Annotated in this window: 11 protein-coding genes; 10 read left to right on the top strand and 1 reads right to left on the bottom strand. The window is 47.5% G+C overall.

Going from position 1 to position 17,803, the window contains the following annotated elements:
* Positions 1 to 248 precede the first annotated feature (248 nt).
* The 8 genes from IEX62_RS08030 (at position 249) to IEX62_RS07995 (ending at position 12,294) form a co-directional block, all read left to right on the top strand.
* A complete protein-coding gene (locus IEX62_RS08030) occupies positions 249 to 1,253 on the top strand; it encodes an ADP-ribosylglycohydrolase family protein (protein WP_188774907.1) in 1,005 nt (334 codons plus the stop codon).
* Entirely contained in the window at positions 1,246 to 1,989 is a 744-nt protein-coding gene (locus IEX62_RS08025; protein ID WP_188774906.1) for a DUF1361 domain-containing protein, read from the top strand. Before IEX62_RS08030 ends, IEX62_RS08025 begins: the two co-directional genes overlap by 8 nt.
* Before the next feature lie 21 nt (positions 1,990 to 2,010).
* Positions 2,011 to 3,768 (top strand): sensor histidine kinase, encoded by a 1,758-nt coding sequence (locus IEX62_RS08020; protein WP_188774905.1) that lies wholly within the window; start codon positions 2,011 to 2,013, stop codon positions 3,766 to 3,768.
* A 54-nt stretch (positions 3,769 to 3,822) separates the two neighbouring features.
* Positions 3,823 to 5,430, top strand: a complete 1,608-nt coding sequence (locus tag IEX62_RS08015; protein WP_188774904.1) for a response regulator — start codon at positions 3,823 to 3,825, stop codon at positions 5,428 to 5,430.
* Positions 5,431 to 6,392: 962 nt separating this feature from the next.
* The gene (locus tag IEX62_RS08010; RefSeq protein ID WP_188774903.1) at positions 6,393 to 8,066 is read left to right on the top strand and encodes an extracellular solute-binding protein; all 1,674 of its coding nucleotides are present in this window, start codon (positions 6,393 to 6,395) and stop codon (positions 8,064 to 8,066) included.
* A 130-nt stretch (positions 8,067 to 8,196) separates the two neighbouring features.
* Entirely contained in the window at positions 8,197 to 9,090 is an 894-nt protein-coding gene (locus IEX62_RS08005; protein ID WP_188774902.1) for an ABC transporter permease, read from the top strand.
* Between the two features lie 27 nt (positions 9,091 to 9,117).
* A complete protein-coding gene (locus IEX62_RS08000; protein WP_188774901.1) occupies positions 9,118 to 9,996 on the top strand; it encodes a carbohydrate ABC transporter permease in 879 nt (292 codons plus the stop codon).
* A 222-nt stretch (positions 9,997 to 10,218) separates the two neighbouring features.
* Positions 10,219 to 12,294, top strand: a complete 2,076-nt coding sequence (locus IEX62_RS07995; protein WP_308422633.1) for a beta-galactosidase — start codon at positions 10,219 to 10,221, stop codon at positions 12,292 to 12,294.
* 159 nt (positions 12,295 to 12,453) lie between these two features.
* On the opposite strand, the gene IEX62_RS07990 is transcribed toward IEX62_RS07995, so the two are convergent.
* Positions 12,454 to 13,485, bottom strand: coding sequence for a glycoside hydrolase family 53 protein (locus tag IEX62_RS07990; protein ID WP_188774900.1), 1,032 nt, complete (start codon positions 13,483 to 13,485; stop codon positions 12,454 to 12,456).
* Between the two features lie 923 nt (positions 13,486 to 14,408).
* Here IEX62_RS07990 and IEX62_RS07985 point away from each other — a divergent pair.
* A complete protein-coding gene (locus IEX62_RS07985) occupies positions 14,409 to 16,052 on the top strand; it encodes an N-acetylmuramoyl-L-alanine amidase family protein (protein WP_188774899.1) in 1,644 nt (547 codons plus the stop codon).
* A 441-nt stretch (positions 16,053 to 16,493) separates the two neighbouring features.
* Complete coding sequence (locus IEX62_RS07980) at positions 16,494 to 17,690, top strand: C40 family peptidase (protein ID WP_188774898.1); 1,197 nt, start codon at positions 16,494 to 16,496, stop codon at positions 17,688 to 17,690.
* Positions 17,691 to 17,803 lie beyond the last annotated feature (113 nt).

Here is a 17,803-nt window from a genome sequence, read left to right as displayed (position 1 = left end):
TCACTCCTTCAATTCGGGTTCAGCTCGCTATAGTTGCAGGTTGTATTGCCTTCAGAATATGGCGCAGCTATCCATGCTGTACAATAAAGCATTGCGCCGATCATATGCTAAAGGCGGACGGTATATTAAAATAATTATATCATCAATTGTCTACCCTTTGGCTAGGCTACATGATCATTCAAAAAAGCTAGTCAGCACTGAAAGAAATGAACGGTGAATGAATAGCAGTAGAAAGGAAGTACATAAATATGAATAATAATGAAGCTTCTCAACTTGACCATCCATTACAAAAGGTACGTGATGGCATCATCGGCTTGTTTGTCGGCGATGCCGTCGGTGTGCCTTATGAATTTATGTCTCGTTCCGAAATTGCTCACCATCCAGCCACCGATATGATCGGCTATGGCACACATCGTCAGCCGCCGGGCACGTGGTCGGATGATAGTACGATGACCATGTGTCTGTTATCCAGCTTGAGTATTCATCCGATGCTGGATACCGATGATCTCGGTCGCCGTTTTATTCAGTGGTATCGTCAGGGGCTATGGACAGCGCATGACGAATTATTCGATATCGGCATCGCCACCAGACAGGCGATTCAGCGGATCGAGGAAGCTCACCTTCCGGCTGAGGAAGCAGGAGGGGGAGATGAATACAGCAATGGTAATGGCTCACTGATGCGCATTCTGCCGCTCGCCTATCGGCTTGTACATGAAGATCGCGCGACGCGCTATGCATGGATTCGCCGTGTATCGTCACTGACGCACCGTCATCCGGTGTCCATTTTGGCAGGGGTGATCTATATTGAATTTGCTATTGGATTGTTAACGTACGGGCAGCAGCGTACACTTGCCGAGCATTACGATGCCCTTTGTCTGACGATTCGTGAATATTATCTGGAGCATGCAGAAATAGAGCGCTTCGAGCGGATATGGAATGGCTCGCTTGTTAGATTAACACAGGAGCAGATCGCATCGAGTGGCTATGTGCTGCATACACTGGAGGCTAGCCTGTGGACGTTATTGCATACGAACAGCTACCGTGACGCGGTGCTTCAAGCGGTCAATCTAGGTGAGGATACCGATACAACGGGTGCAGTGACAGGTGGACTTGCTGGTATTTATTATGGATATAACGCGATTCCGCAGGCATGGCTAGACCAGCTCGCTCGCCGTGAAGACGTTGAGGAGCTATGTCAGCAATTTGCAGATCGCTGTGCGCAAGTGAATGATGGGGGAATGAATAATGAATGAGACGGTATGGGGCACAAAGTCATGGACGGGCAAGCTAATTATGCTGTCCGCGCTTGTGCTCGCCACGTTGTTTTGCTTTTGGATTGGCTCACATCTGCGTGTGTATACGGGACGTGAACTGTATCGCTTTTTAAATTGGGATATATTTCTTGCCTGGGTGCCTGTCCTGCTAGCATTGCTGCTGGATGGAGCGATCGCACTTCATCGATATTGGCGTATGCGATGGGGCGGTACGGTATTGATCATGCTGCTTGGCGTTTGCTGGTTGCTCTTTTACCCGAATGCTGCATATCTGGTGACCGATCTGATTCATCCATTTGTGCATTATCGTCCAAGTGGACGTTTTGCGGAGGATCTGGAATTCTGGTATCATCTGTTTTTATTTTTTAATGCAGGGCTATTGGGGCTTGGCTTAGGAACGTATGCATTATCATCTGTGCAGCAGCATATGGCAGAGCGCTATAGCAAAGGGATCGGCTGGCTTTTTGCTGTCGTTGTGCTCATTTTGAGTAGTGTGGGGATTTACATTGGACGCTTTATTCGCTGGAATAGCTGGGATGTATTTACAAAGCCCCAAAGTATTATAAATGATGTTATGATGATCATTAAAGATCCATCGGAATTGCAGTTCATGCTTGTGTTTACGGGAATGATACTGGTTATTAGCGGGATCGGCTATATTTTGATGCGTGGTGGTATGTATATGATCCGCCGTACCGGTGGATATCGCTGGTAGAGATGAAGGAGTGCGAAAGGAATGTCCCGCTATAACCTGTTCACCAAAATTGTCATTCTTGTCGTGCTGATGCTGATTCCTGTGATTGTGCTATACAGCTACTCCAATCGGACGACAGCCAATGTGCTGCGCAAGGAGCTGAATCAATCCAATATGAATCAGCTCAGCTTTTTCCAAAATCAAGTCAATACGAACATTGAGCTGCTCGCTTCATGGCCGAATCTGCTTATTCATGATCCGGATATTGTGAGCTTTAATGATCTGTATTTGCAAAATGATTATCTGAATCTGGATGCGATCAATCTGGTCAAGCGCATTCAGGGTAAGCTCGCGATTCAGGAAAGCTCCTCGAACTGGCGCAGTCGTCTATCCATCTATTCTCCATCCCTCGAACGTCTGGTTACCGATAATGACGTCACCAATATTAGTAAAAAGGATGCCCTGCAAAGCTTTCATTCCGGCTGGCAGGTCAGTAAGCTGACGGGTAGTAATGGAAGTGCATCGAATGAGTTTGAATTTTCATGGACTTCGATTCTGCCATACAACGCAACCGTAGAGGCAGACAATATTAGTACAGTTGTTAAGGTTGAATTTGATAGCGGTAACATTCAGGATATGCTGGACAAATTCAAGAGCGACGGACGGCGTGACCCGTTTTATTATAATCCTGCCTTTGGTACGATCTATAACCGCTCTGCTGATCATCAATTGACCGATGAGCTTATCTCCTCGCTACATCAGGAGCCGCTACAGGATCTGGAAAGTCGCACGATTGAGGTAGAGGGCAAGCCTTATATGGTCAATGTGGTGCGTTCCGAAGCGACAGGCTGGTATATGATCGACTATATTCCGCTGGATGATATATTAAAGCCAATTGATGATTCCAATCGTCTATTTTATCTGGCGATGATTGTGCTGCTACTGATGAGCTGTATTGCTTCGTATTTGCTGTATGCTCAGGTGCAGGTGCCGATGCGTCAGCTTATTGCAGGCTTCAATCGCTTGAAGCAGGAGGATTATTCGGTACGGATTAAGCCGAAGGGACGCAATGAATTTGCTTATTTATCGGATCGTTTCAATTCGATGGTCGAGCAGATTCAGATGCTATTTGAACATGTGTATTTGGAGAAGATTCATGTGCGTGAAGCTCGGCTCAAGCAGCTACAATCGCAGATTAATCCGCATTTCTTTTATAATTGCTTCTCGTTTATTACGAGTATGGCGAAGCTGAATAACCAGCAGGCTGTAATTGCAATGTCGAAAAATCTATCTCAATATTATCGCTACACGACCAGGCAGGAGCGCGATCTCGTGCCACTATCAGAAGAAATGGCATTTGTCAGCAACTATCTGGCGATTCAGCAGATGCGTATGTCACGTCTGAACTATACGATTGAGCTGGAAGAAGCACTGAATGCAGTACCTATTCCACCATTGTTGATCCAGCCGCTTGTTGAAAATGCTGTTATTCACGGAATCGAACCCTACTCCTCAGCAGGTCAGCTTACGATCAAGGGCTGGCGAGAAGGAGATCACTGGCAGATCAGTGTGGAGGACGACGGCAAAGGACTGGATGAAGAGCGCCGCTTCAAGCTCTGGGCTAGCTTGCAGGAGCCGCTCGGTGAAGAAATGGGCTGTGGCCTGTGGAATGTGCATCAGCGGATGCAGCTTCGATTCGGCGAGGATGCAGGCGTTACACTGAGCCCTTCCGCACTGGGCGGCTTAAAGGTAAGTCTTAGCTGGCGAGTCGATGATGCTGCTCCTGTGCAAGACGAGTAAGCGGATGGAACAGCCTGAGAAATACCTAGAAAGAGATCAGGGAAGTGAACGAATATGGTTAATATTTTGCTTGTAGATGATGAATCGTATGTAACCGAAAGTCTGGCACTAACCATTCCGTGGCAGGAGCTGCGCATCGATAAAGTACACCGTGCAGAATCGGTTGATGCAGCACTGGAGCTATTACAGCAGCATGAGATTGAGCTGGTGGTCACCGATATTCGCATGCCCGATCGAGATGGATTAGAGCTGCTAAGTGAGCTGGCGCAGCATTGGCCGGGTGTACGCTCACTCGTGCTAACCGGACATTCGGACTTTGAATATGCACAGAAGGCGATTCGTCTGAATGCCAGTGATTATATTTTAAAGCCCGTGGATGACGATCAATTTATGACAAGTGTCAGTAAGGCAGTTGAGGCCATCGAGCAGGAATGGGGCAAGCTCGACAAATACAATCGGCTCGCCTATCGTCGCCAATCCGAGCTAGAGCTGCTGCGAGATGGACTGCTCAGCGACATGCTGCTCGGTCGTGAGCTGGGTGGACGAGAGCTGCTGGAGCGTCTGGATAGCTATGAGATCCTACTCAAGCCGGAACGACAGACACGCATGGTCTATATGTCGACAGGTAGCTCCCTTCGCGGAATGGAGGAAAGCGAAGCACGATTGCTAGAATACGCCCTTGGTAATATCGCCGTTGAGCTGCTGGGCGAGCACGATCCGGTCTGGTTCGGTCGCACACCGCATAGCGGACTCATTTTACTCTGGCAAAATGGTGATCAGCCCGATGCCGAGAACCGCGAACGATTACAGGCACTAACGACCAGTGCAGAGACATATTTAAAAATCCAATTGACGTTATATGTAAGCGAGCCGTTCCTATTCCCAACCGAGCTGGCAACCACGTATCGTCATGTTCTGCGCTCCGCACAGCATCCTGTAGCCGCAAGCAGCTCTCGTATCCAATGGCTACAGCAGGACGATGGTATTCAGGAGCGCCCAGCGATGATCAAATACATGGAGCCTCTTTATAAGCCACCCACCCTGATTCATTTACTCGAATCTGGACAATGGAATGGCACGCGCGATAAAGTGCTATCCGTGCTGGATTCGCTAGAGTCACTGCCACTTACACACGAGCACTTATATGAGGTGTACCTCGCGGTGAGCAACGCACTTGTGTATATGTCCCATCATCATGGACATATGCTAGGCGAAAGTGATGCCGGTAGCCTGGACCCGTTCGCCGCACAGCATATCACCGGCTCACTCGATCGTCTGCGTAGCTGGTGTATGAATGTACTCGGTCGATTGGAAGTGCAGCAAAATAACACGACCACAGAACCGAGCCGTAGCCGTATCGTCAAGCAAGTACAGGAGATCGTTTCCGAAAGCCTCGGTCAAGATGTATCCGTCAAAAGTATCGCCGACCGTGTCTACCTGCATCCGGTCTACCTGTCCAAAATCTACAAAACCGAAACTGGCGAAGGTTTAGGCGACTACATCATTCGCATTCGGATGGAAAAAGCGCTATATATGCTCAAGCATACCAACCGCAAAATCTACGAAATCACCGCCGAACTCGGCTACCAGAACCCACAATACTTTAGCAAACTGTTCAAAAAACACTATGGCATGACGCCCAACGAATTCAGGGATAGCTGAAACGACATAAACATATGTGCTGTGGCGGGGGACCGCTCCGGAAAGGGATAAGGGCATGGGCTCCGGTTGAGCGTTGAGAATCTACGGATTAGGAGAAAATGTAGATCCTCAACGCTCAAAGGTCGCCCATCGCCCTTATTCCCTTTCCTCCGCTCCGCCGCATCAATGTTTATTTCGCAGCGGGGAGGGGCAGGGGAAAGACGAGTTGCGGACAGAGGTGCAGTAGCAGACTGTAGTTGAAATTCTATCGTTCGTGTTGAAGGGATTGTTTGAATGATACTGGAGGGAAAATGGAGGGGGGAAATCCTAAATGGTTGTATAAGTCTAATACAATGCCAAGACTTCAAGACTTAAATACTTAAATACTTAAATACTTAAAAGATAAAAAAACTAAAAAACTGAAAAACTCAAAGACACAAAGGCTGAAGGACTGAAGAAACTAAATATTAAAAAGAACAAACTATTGAAAGAAAACTACATAGTCCCACACAGAATCATGAAATTAGCACGGGCTTTCAATTGCCACTCCCCTCCCAAGTTGGATTATTACCACCTCCCACCTCAAAAGGAGTTTTTAAATACGGCGTATCTACCCAATGTGTATAAACCCATCAGAGCGGAGGGAAGGGAATTGGGGAAAAGGACGATTTTGGAGGGGCGAGAATCTACATTTTATCCTAATCAGTAGATTCTCGTCCCTCCACCCGAGTCCGTTCCCCAATCCCTTCCCGCAGCGGCTGCTGAACTATAACAATCCCCCCTAGGTACAATCTCATCTAAAGCTCCAAAACCCCAAAGTGGTAAAATCCCAACCCAACACCTTGCAAAAGGTGCAGGAATATTAACTTCGTGACATAGGCGCACCTCGACCCCTCAAGTATAATAAAAATATGAAACAACAACAGTTCACGTACAATACAAGTACAACGAGCGGTGTTTAACCTGAAGGGGGAGCAAGCAACATGGGAATGAAGAGAATAGCGGCAGTTTTGCTGACCACGATGCTGACGGCAGGAAGTCTGGCGGCATGCGGTGGAGGCGGCACTTCGAGTAATGGAGCTGCATCGGCGACTACTGAAAACGCATACAAAGAAAAATATGATCCACCGGTAACGATATCGACTGTATGGGGTGTAGACCCAACACTACAATTCAAAAATGGTGAATCGATCGAAAACAATGTAGCGACCAAATGGGCGAAAGACAAGCTCGGTATCGATATCAAATCACTCTGGTCGGTAACAGATACAAATGGCGCTTTTGCAACCAAAATGCGTCTGGCGATGTCTTCCGGTCAGGAAATGCCAGATGTAGTGACAATCGGTGATACGGATTCGCAGCTGGCACAGGATCTGATCGATTCGGGTATGTTCAGCGAGGTTGGTCCTTTGTTTGACAAATATGCTTCTGATACATGGAAAAAAGCAATGTCTCAGGATCCAAATGCATGGAATCCATACATTCGTGAAGGTAAAAAGATGGGTATTCCGGTACTCGACTATGCGTATAACCATGATTATGTACTGTGGATTCGTCAGGACTGGCTGAATAAGCTGGGTATGAAAGCACCAACTACGATGGATGAGCTGGAAAAAGTCATGGATGCCTTTAAAAATAAAAATCCAGACGGCTTATCCCCGGACAAAGTCGTTCCACTGAGTATCGGCTTCAAAACGTCCATGAATACATGGATGGGCGATCCGTCGTGGATCTTCGGCGCTTATGGCACACTGCCACAGCAATGGAATGTTGCTGCTGACGGTACACTGCAATACGGTTCCGTACAGCCAGGCATGAAGGAAGGTCTGTCCAAGCTGAAAGAATGGTTCGACAAGGGCTACATTCCAAAAGAAGCAGCGCTGTGGGATGAGAACAAAACGTCCGAACCAGCTGTAGCAGGTACGGCAGGTATTATCCCGGGTCCTTACTGGATGAGTGGCTGGCCGCTACAGGATACAGTGAAAAACGTACCGGATGCAGTATGGAAACCAATTACGATTCCAGTAGGTCCAAATGGTAAAGCAATGCGTCACGGCACAAGCACAACGAACGGCGTCATTCTGATCAACAAAAACATGAAGCACCCGGAAGCACTGTTCACGTACGAAAACTATATGTTCGACAATCTGGCTAATCCAGATGCAAAAGGCGAGTTCAAAAACGGTCTGTTCAAAGGCTATGACTACGATCTGGATGCTTCTGGCAATACCGTTCCAATCGATAAAATTCCTGGCGGCTATGTGAATAGTGTTCGTTACCTGCTCGTTCGTGACGGCGCGCGTATTCCAAATGCACAAATGGACGCACTGCTCAAGCTGGCTAATGGCTCCAAACCAGAAACACGCCTGGAGCGCGATGTAGCGACTAACTATGGTAAAGAAACACCAGAAGCTGCTAAAGTGCTGATGTCCCAAAAAGATATCTCATTCCCTGACATGTTTACTGGCCCTACCACACAAAGCATGAAAACAAAAATGGACTACCTGAACAAAATCGAGAGCCAGACGTTTAACGAAATCATCTACGGTAAATCTCCAATCGATGCATTTGATACATTTGTACAAACGTGGAAATCCTCGGGTGGCGATGATGTAACGAAAGAAGTTAACGACTGGTACAGCAGCATCAAAAAATAAGTAGCCTAAATATAAAACCATCTGTAGCAGATACAGCAGCATACGAGGAGAATAACGACCTGGTCTCCGGGTCGTTATTTTCTTAAGCCTTGCCATGCGTCTGCATTGCTTGAAAGTAGGAGGAGAGTATATGAAAACATTAAAGAAAACGTGGCCGTTTCACGTCATGCTGCTACCATCGATGATTTTCCTGCTGTTGTTCAGCTATTTGCCAATGGGCGGAATTGTGATGGCATTTCAGAATTATAAGCCATGGCTCGGTTTTACCGGCTCCGAGTGGGTTGGTCTGGATAACTTCCGTTATCTGTTTGAGCGTCAGGACAGCGTACAGGTCATCTGGAATACGCTCATCATTGCAGTGCTGAAGCTCATTTTCAACCTGCTCGTTCCGTTCGTATTTGCGATTTTATTGAACGAGATTCGACGGGTGAAGCTGCAACGGACGATTCAGACGCTAGTCTATTTGCCTCACTTCCTGTCCTGGGTTATTCTGGGCGGTATTTTGATCGACCTGCTCGCAACAGATGGCTTCGCCAACCGCATCATTAGCTCGGTATTTGGCATTCAGCCTATCTTTTTCCTCGGTGATAACGACTGGTTCCGCTTCACCGTGATCGTATCGGATGTATGGAAGGAATTCGGCTATAACACGATTATCTTCCTCGCGGCACTGGCGGGTATTAACCCGGCGCTGTATGAAGCGGCGGAGATGGACGGGGCGACTCGCTGGAAACAGACGATTCATATTACCATTCCTGCGATTATTCCAATCGCTGCGGTTGTTGGCACACTGGCACTTGGTAACGTACTTAATGCCGGCTTTGACCAGATTTTCAACCTGTACAACCCGCTCGTTTATCAAAAAGGCGATATCATCGATACGTTTGTGTATCGTACCGCGATTTTGAATGGCGAAATGGGCTTTGGTACAGCGATCGGTCTGTTCAAATCGGTGATCAGTATGATCCTGATTCTGCTGGCTTACCGTGCAGCTGCCAAATGGGCGAATTACCGCATCTTCTGATGACTTACGAGGGAAAAGAGGGAAACTATGTATTACAAAACAACAGGCTATCGTATCTTTAATGTTTTCAATGTTGCACTACTCATTCTGCTCGCCGTCATGTGTGTCGTGCCTCTCATCCACGTGCTGGCGGTATCGTTCAGCTCGAAGGCGGCAGCCGATGCGAATCTGGTCGGACTATGGCCGATCCAGTTCTCCGTCGAAGCGTACAAAAAAACGATGTTCAATCCGGTCTTTCTGCATTCGATCTGGATTTCGGTATTGCGTACAGTCATTGGTACAGCAATCACGCTGTTCTTGACCTTCCTTGCCGCATATCCACTATCTAAGGAAGAATCGGTATTTAAAGGTCGTACGATCTACTCATGGTTGTTCGTATTCAGCATGGTATTTACAGGTGGTCTGGTGCCCTTTTATATCGTTATTCAAAAGCTGGGTCTGATCGATTCGTTCTGGGTGCTTGTATTGCCAGGAGCGGTTAATACATTTCTTGTTATTTTGATGATGAACTTCTTCCGCGGCATTCCGAAGGAGCTGGAAGAGGCAGCATTTATGGATGGAGCGGGCCCATTCCGTACGCTGTTCACGATGTATCTGCCCATCTCGATGCCATCGATTGCAACGATTACACTGTTCAGCATGGTATTCCATTGGAACTCGTGGTTTGATGGCTTGCTCTATTTGAACAATTCAAACCAATTCCCACTGGCAACATTCCTGCAAACCGTCATCATTCAGCAGGATATGAGTTCGATGAGTGCGAGCCCGAAGGAAATGGAATTGATCTCGCAGACAACGGTAAAAGCAGCACAAATCTTTATCGGTGCTGCGCCGATTCTGATCGTGTATCCATTCTTGCAAAAGTTCTTTGTTAAAGGGATGACACTCGGCTCGGTGAAGGAGTAACCCTTTCAGGCAAATAGCGTAAAGTCTGTTTCGATCTACTGTGTCCTTTGTCCCCTCAAAGGAATGTGGATGGTGACGGGCTTTATGCTTTGTCTGATTAGATGTAGCTGGCAAGTACTAAGTACAGTTTATTTACATTTACAACTCAAAATATCAATCTATCTAACTTGCGAATCCAATACAAATCTAATCTCAATCTAATACCAATCAAAGGAGCCTGTCATGACAAATTTCACAACAAATGTTACTCCAACCTGGACAACGATGCTGCATGGTGCAGACTACAACCCGGAGCAATGGCAACATCGCCCGGATATTTTGGAAGAGGATATTCGCTTAATGAAGCTAGCCAAATGTAATGTGATGTCTGTGGGCATTTTCTCTTGGGTATCGCTGGAGCCGGAAGAAGGCGTGTACACGTTTGAATGGCTCGATCAGGTGCTGGATCGTTTTGCAGCGAACGGCATTCAGGCATTTTTGGCTACACCGAGCGGCGCGCGTCCAGCCTGGATGTCTGCGAAATATCCTGAGGTGCTGCGTGTAGAGAAGAATCGCGTGCGTAATCTGCACGGCTTCCGTCATAATCATTGCTTTACCTCGCCCGTGTATCGTGAAAAGGTAACCGAGATGAATACGCTGCTCGCTGAGCGTTATAGCGACCATCCAGCGGTAATCGGCTGGCATATTTCCAATGAGTACGGCGGCGAATGTCATTGTGACTACTGTCAGGATGCATATCGTACCTGGTTGAAAAAGAAATACAACAACGATCTGGAGCAGCTCAATCGTGCATGGTGGACAACGTTCTGGAGTCATACGTATACAGACTGGTCACAGGTCGAATCTCCAGCTCCGCACGGTGAAACACAGGTTCACGGGATGAATCTGGACTGGCGCCGTTTTGTAACCGATCAGACGGTAGACTTTTGCCGTCATGAAATCGAGCCACTACGTAAGGTAGAGCGCCTGCTGCCAGTCACAACGAACTTTATGGAATTTTTCGAAGGGCTGAACTACTGGAAGTTTGCTGATCTGCTGGATATTTTGTCATGGGATAGCTATCCGACATGGCATGATCATGATGGTGATACGATGCAAGCTGCCAAAATTGCGATGATGCACGATATTGTACGCTCGATCAAGCAACAGCCATTCCTACTTATGGAGAGCACACCAAGCCTGACGAACTGGCAGCCGATTAGTAAAAATAAGCGTCCAGGCATGCATCTGCTGTCTTCGCTACAGGCTGTCGCACACGGCTCAGATTCCGTGCAATATTTCCAATGGCGTAAAAGTCAGGGTTCCAGCGAAAAGCTGCACGGCGCTGTTGTCGACCATGTTGGACATGAACATACCCGTGTATTCCGTGATGTACAAAGTGTGGGCGATGCGTTGGAACGTCTGCAAAGCGTACGCGGTAGCGAGGTACAAGCCGAGGTCGCTGTTATTTTCGATTGGGAAAATCGCTGGGCAGTGAAGGATAGCCAGGGACCACGTAACTCCGGTATCGGCTATGAAGAAACGGTGCTGAACTTCTATCGTGCGTTCTGGGAGCGTGGCATCGCTGTCGATGTGATCGATATGGAGCAGGATCTGTCCAAATATAAAGTTGTAGTCGCACCGATGCTGTATATGGTACGTGAGGGTGTGGGCGAAAGCTTTGAACGCTTTGTTGAAGGTGGCGGCACCTTGCTGAGCACCTACTGGTCAGGCATCGTAAATGAAACCGATCTGTGCTTCCTTGGCGGCTTCCCAGGCCCACTACGTAAAGTATTAGGCATCTGGTCCGAAGAGATCGACGGCTTACACGAAAATGACCGTAACCGCCTGATCGCTAACAGCGGCAACCCAGTGAATCTGCAAGGCGAATACGAAATACGCGACCTGTGTGATTTGATCCATCTGGAAAACGCACAGGCACTCGCTGTATACGGCGACGATTTCTACGCTGGACGTCCAGCACTCACTGTCAACGAGTATGGCCAGGGTGAAGCGTATTATATCGCAGCTCGCACCACAGATGGTTTTATCAGCGATCTGATTGAGCGCATCACCAGCAAAGCTAACGTTAAGCGCACACTCGATACAGCACTACCACAAAACGTGACCGCTCATGCGCGTGTACAGGGCAATGACGAATTTGTATTCGTACAAAACTATAGTGACGAAACGAAATTGGTTCAACTGGATAATCAATCCTATGATGATGTAATCGATGGAGCTGCTCTGTCAGTGAATAGCACCATCGAGCTGGAGCCATTCGGCATCCGCATCCTCAAACGCGAGCTTAGTCGTTAATCCTACGCAGTCCATAAAAAATGAAACGGTAAACAAAAAACAGTAAATTAAAAGACAGTACATCAAAAAACCACGGTGCAGGCTATGTTCTGCACCGTGGTTTTCCTTATACACTACACACCTTATTACTATCAAAACATTTCAAATTCACAGTCGCCTCTAATTCAAAAACGCATCCAGCGCAATCGTCACTTTACCTTTCGAATCAAATGCGCCTTTCGTATAAGCATACCAGGTGCCGTATTGCTCTGGCTCCCAGTAGAACACACCCAGACCCTTGCCACCACTCACCGCACGCGTCTTCGCAATAATATCGCTCAGGAACGCCTTGCTTGTAGCTGGATCGCTAGCATCCATACCGACTTCGCTAATCATCACTTCCTTACCATAACGACTCACCATATCATTCATATTGTTCAGTGTCTGCTGATTCAATGTTTGCCAGTTGCTTTTATCTGGATACAGTGACATGCCAATCACGTCATATTTTGCACCGTTAGCTTTCAGACCGTCAAACATCCAGCGGAACAGCGAATTATCATAGCCATTGGACAGATGCACGATGACCTTTGTGTCAGCATTAACCTTTTTCACTGCATCATAGCCAGAGTTGATCAGCTGAGCAAAGTTGCTCATGCTTTTCGAAGCACGACCGTCTTCCCATAGCATGCCATCATTCGTTTCATTGCCGACCTGAACCCATTCAGGCGTAACCCCCTGTGCTTTCAGTGTATTCAGTACATCGTAAGTATGATCGTACACCGCTTGCTTCAGACCGTTAAAGTCTTTGCTTTTCCATGCGGAAGGCTTCGTTTGATGAGCCGGGTCTGCCCATACGTCACTGTAATGGAAATCAATCATAATGCGGAAGCCCATATTTTTGGCACGTACCGCTTGCTTCACCACATCCGCTTTATTGGAGAAGTTAATCGATGGATTCACCCATACACGCAGGCGAATAGAGTTGATACCATGATCCTTTAGAATTTGTAATGCATCCTGCTTGTTACCAGCATCATTGTAGAATGCCCAGTTGTAAAATTCCATTTCAGATAACCAGCTCACATCTGCTCCTTTGGCAAAGGCAGTCGCTGCTTCGGCTTTTGGTGCAGGGGCAGCCGCAACACTAAGTCCGCCAACCATCGTTAGACTAAGTGCAAGTGCCGTTAATCGCTTCATGATTTTCTTCATCGGTATTCATCAGCCTCCAGCATATTGTATGCGTTTACAAAAACGCGTGTTCTTCGCGAAGGAACAGATTTATTGTAGCTTGAATTTTCCAAATGCGGTACGACACATTCCCAATATTTAAGCACTTTTTTCAAGATGATGAAGAGGTGAAATCTATATTTTAGCAATCAAGCGGTAAGGGCGACGCCTACCTGATGTGTGGGCTCTAGTAGAATAATACGTGAGCATTTATTGGTAGAATATGAGATCGCGGTAGGTAGTATCATGTTGATACGCCGTGCTATGTTTTGATAAAGGGCGTAGTGACGCACCCTGTACGAGCCGAAGTTTACAAGCTTGCTGATTCTGATTATCATAATAAAAGATATACATAGCGTCTATGGTCTGGTTGAAATGCTCACTAGCTGTATCTTTGTCAGCAAGTAGCCATTATTCAGCATATCAAGCGATTCTGTTAGCAGCATCGCCCTGGTACAGTCGTTAGAGCGAGGGGTCATCAAGGAAAAGGGGGAATGAATAGAATAACTGCTACGTTGCTATACTATTTCGCGATTCGTAGCAAAAACATATTGTACAGATAGCGAAACATTCAACGTCGACAGCTCGTCAAGGTAAGCAAACAGTAGCCAGGTAAGGAAGTAAGCGATACGCATCACACAGGCATTACATAAAGTACAAACAACAAGCAGCCTGTGTTCCGATAATAATGAGGTAGATGCGATTGCAACACTTTCCACCTGTCGTCTGTTATTTATATAGAAAAAAGGCGGCTAGCGATAGCCGGATGTCGGTGTCAGACTTATGCTACGCAACCAATCGTTGTGATGTCAGTGGCAGCTGAGGTCAGGCAGGTCAACGTACAAGCATAGACTTGAACAATCATTTATCAAATTAATGTCAACCAGAGAATGGCAGGGGAATGTATGAACAACAAACACAACTGGATATTGGGAATGCTGCTGGTGCTCATGCTGATGGTTATGCCATCGGTGGGACATGCAGCGCAGCAGGCGCACATCAACTTGAACGGCAAGGAAATTAGCATGCCGAGCAATGTGGACATCGTAAGTATGAAGGGGAGCGTCATGATACCGCTGCGTGTCGTTGTGGAGCAACTCGGTTACAAGGTAAGCTGGGCAGGCCCAAGTCAGACGGCTACGATCAGTCAGGGCTCCAATGTAGTCGCACTGACTGCGGGCAGTACAACAGCGATCGTGAATGGACAGCAGTTCGATCTGGAGGCAGCGCCGATTATCCAGCATGGCACAACGCTTGTACCTCTTCGTTTCCTTGGTGAAAATACTGGGGCTACTGTCAAATGGGACAACAGCTCGAAGACGGTATTTTTAACGATGAAGCAAAGTCAGCCGGATACATCAGGCAGTAAAGGTGGCTCTTCGAGCGCTGGTAATTCCGCAGGTTCCAGCAATACAGGAACTACAGGCAATTCAAGCACCGATAATGGTTCCAGCGGCAGTGATCAGGGAAGTACATCCACAGCGCCAAGCGCGATGATTAACGCGATGAGCTTTAGCGACAATCGTCTTACCGTTACTGTAAATGGTAATGTGAAGCCCAAATACAGCTCGCTCACCAATCCTGATCGTATCGTGCTGGACTTGCCGCAGACAGGCTTGTCGGATGCTTTCCTTGGCGGACAGACGATGTCGGTTGGACAGGTGGGCAAGCTGGATGTGACCGGTTATCCGCAGGTGGCGGGTGTGCGCTATTCATTATTTAACAGCAGCCCATCAACCGTGAGAATCGTGCTGGATCTGACTCAGGCGCAGCAGTACAAGGTAATCACAGATACAAAAGGTCTGGTGATGGTAGAGCTAAACGGTGCAACAGGCAATACGACTTCACCGGGCGGTACGACTACCCCGGGAACCGATACGACAGGTGGCACCACGACAGGCGGTACAACAACGCCGGGTACTGATAATGGAAGCGGCAATACAGGTACAACCGACAATGGCTCCACAAGCGTCACACCAACACCAGGCTCTGGCCCTGGACAAAATGGCAAAAAGGTCGTTGTTATCGATCCAGGTCATGGCGGTACCGATCCAGGCGCAATCAGCTTGAATAAGCGCAATGAGAAGGACTTTACACTTGCGGTAGCACTCAAGATTCAAACTTTGCTACAGCAAGACCCGAATATTGATTTTGTACTTACTCGAAGTGATGATACGTATCCAACGTTACCGGATCGGGTGAAGCTAGCGAACAATCTGCATGCCGATGTATTCGTATCGATTCATGGCAATAGTACAACATCCAAAGTATCGCCAAGTGGAACTGAGATCTATTACACACGTCAGCAAAGTCTTGATTTTGCAAAGGTTGTCCATGATCATGTCGTTCAGGCACTGGGTCTTCCGGACCGCGGTATCCATGCCAAGAGTCTACACGTTACGCGTGAGACCACTATGCCGGCAGTCCTGGTCGAAGCCGGCTATCTCAGTAATGCAGGCGACGAGGCTTTGATGTATACGGACGACTTCCAGCAAAAGCTGGCACAGGCGGTCGTAGACGCAATTAAGGAATACCTGAATGTCCAATAGGTAACAAAAGCATGAAATACGTGTAATTTTTATTCGACAGCATTTGATTCAGTATGGTATAAATGTGGTAAGCAACTGTGATACAAAAATGACGTCCTCGTCATTTTGTGCGTGATCGCAGTCTCGCTTACCACATTTTTTTGCTTATTTTGCCGCCATTGATGGTTGTATGAATATGGTAATCGCTTAATAGCGGGACGGTTAGAAATGAGATTCGACTGAGTCTCAAGTCCTGTACCATGTTTGTTGATAGCGGCTTCAATTATTTCATTTTTGTTCATTTGTTGATTGTTATTATGAATGATCAGTACGAATGATCATTATGAAATTATGAATCATTAGCCTATTCAACTGTTCTGAATCAATCCATGACAACCCATTGTATACATAACTCCATGATCAGACAGCATGACAGATAGAGAACCGCTGAGGAGGACATCCATGAAAAGAAAGCTCATTACACTACTGACTGCTGCCGTATTGTTAACTTCCGTGCCGGAGATCAGTCAAGCGGCAGTTACACCTGTGCCGATTGGCAAGATCAATATGCCTGTTAACTTCCGTTCGGGTCCAAGCACAGACAGCACCGTGTACAGCACACTTCAGCCTGGCACAAGCATCAAAGTTCTAAGTGAGGTAAGCCCTCACTGGCTTCGCATTAAGGTAGGCGTGAAGACAGGCTATGTATCTGCGACCTATGTTGACTACAAGCCGCTCACGACGGGATCAACAGCCTCGTCAACTTCTGCAAGTAAGAGCAGCACGTCATCCTCTAGCGGTACAAGTACAGCTAACAGCAGCACAGGTAGCAAAAGCACATCCAGCTCGTCCAACACGACGGTATCTTCACCTGCACTGGCTTCTTCTACAACGGTGACCGCCGCAGCTCCAGCGATCAATAATGATGCATCTGCCAATGTGAGCACCAATGCACCGGGTACGGGCATTGTAGAAAAAGGTGTAAACTTCCGTGCCGAGCCCAACACAACCAGTAGCGTACTGCGTGTGCTGGCAGCAGGTGAGGCGTTCAGTGCACTGGAGCAGCCTACAGCAGCCTGGGTGAAAATACAGGATAAAAACGGTGTGACCGGTTATGTATCGACCGATTATGTATCCTATACATTACCTGCTTCACAAACAGCTATTCTGGCTGAGGTACCGCAGCAAACGGTAGATCAGGTGGAGGACAAGCCATTTAATCCGCCAGCAGCAGCCTTTAACTTCCCAACGCTGTCGACGGGGCAGCCATTGGACGAAGCTTCGGCTGATCGCATTCTTGCCAATGCACTTGCATTACAGGGCATCACGCAGTACGGATATGGTAAGAACGAAGCACCGACATTATTCGATTGCTCTTCCTTTACCCGCTATGTATTTGGACTGGAAGGTATTGATCTGGCGTGGGGAACACGGTATCAGAAGGATGTGGGGATTGCCGTTGAACGTGGACAGTGGCAAAAGGGCGACCTGCTCTTCTTCTCCGCAGGTGATCCGAATGTGATCACACACGTTGCGATCTATGCAGGCGATAACAAGATCGTGCACAATAGCCCGAGTCTGAACGGAATTACTATTTCGAACCTTGATCTGGCTTACTGGCAGGATCATTATGTGACCGCTCGCCGGGTTTTGCGCTAAAACAGCATAGTCTGCTTTGCCCGTCCGGTATTCGGTAAGATGCCTGACGGGCTTTTTGTGCCGAAAGGGTTAAGACAGTTTGTGTGGTATGCAGGCTTTATACATGGTAAAAG

It is taken from the genome of Paenibacillus hunanensis, assembly GCF_014645615.1.
Lineage (GTDB): Bacteria > Bacillota > Bacilli > Paenibacillales > Paenibacillaceae > Saccharibacillus > Saccharibacillus hunanensis.
The sequence above is the reverse complement of the archived record's forward strand: the minus strand, read 5'-3'. Positions and strand labels throughout refer to the sequence as shown.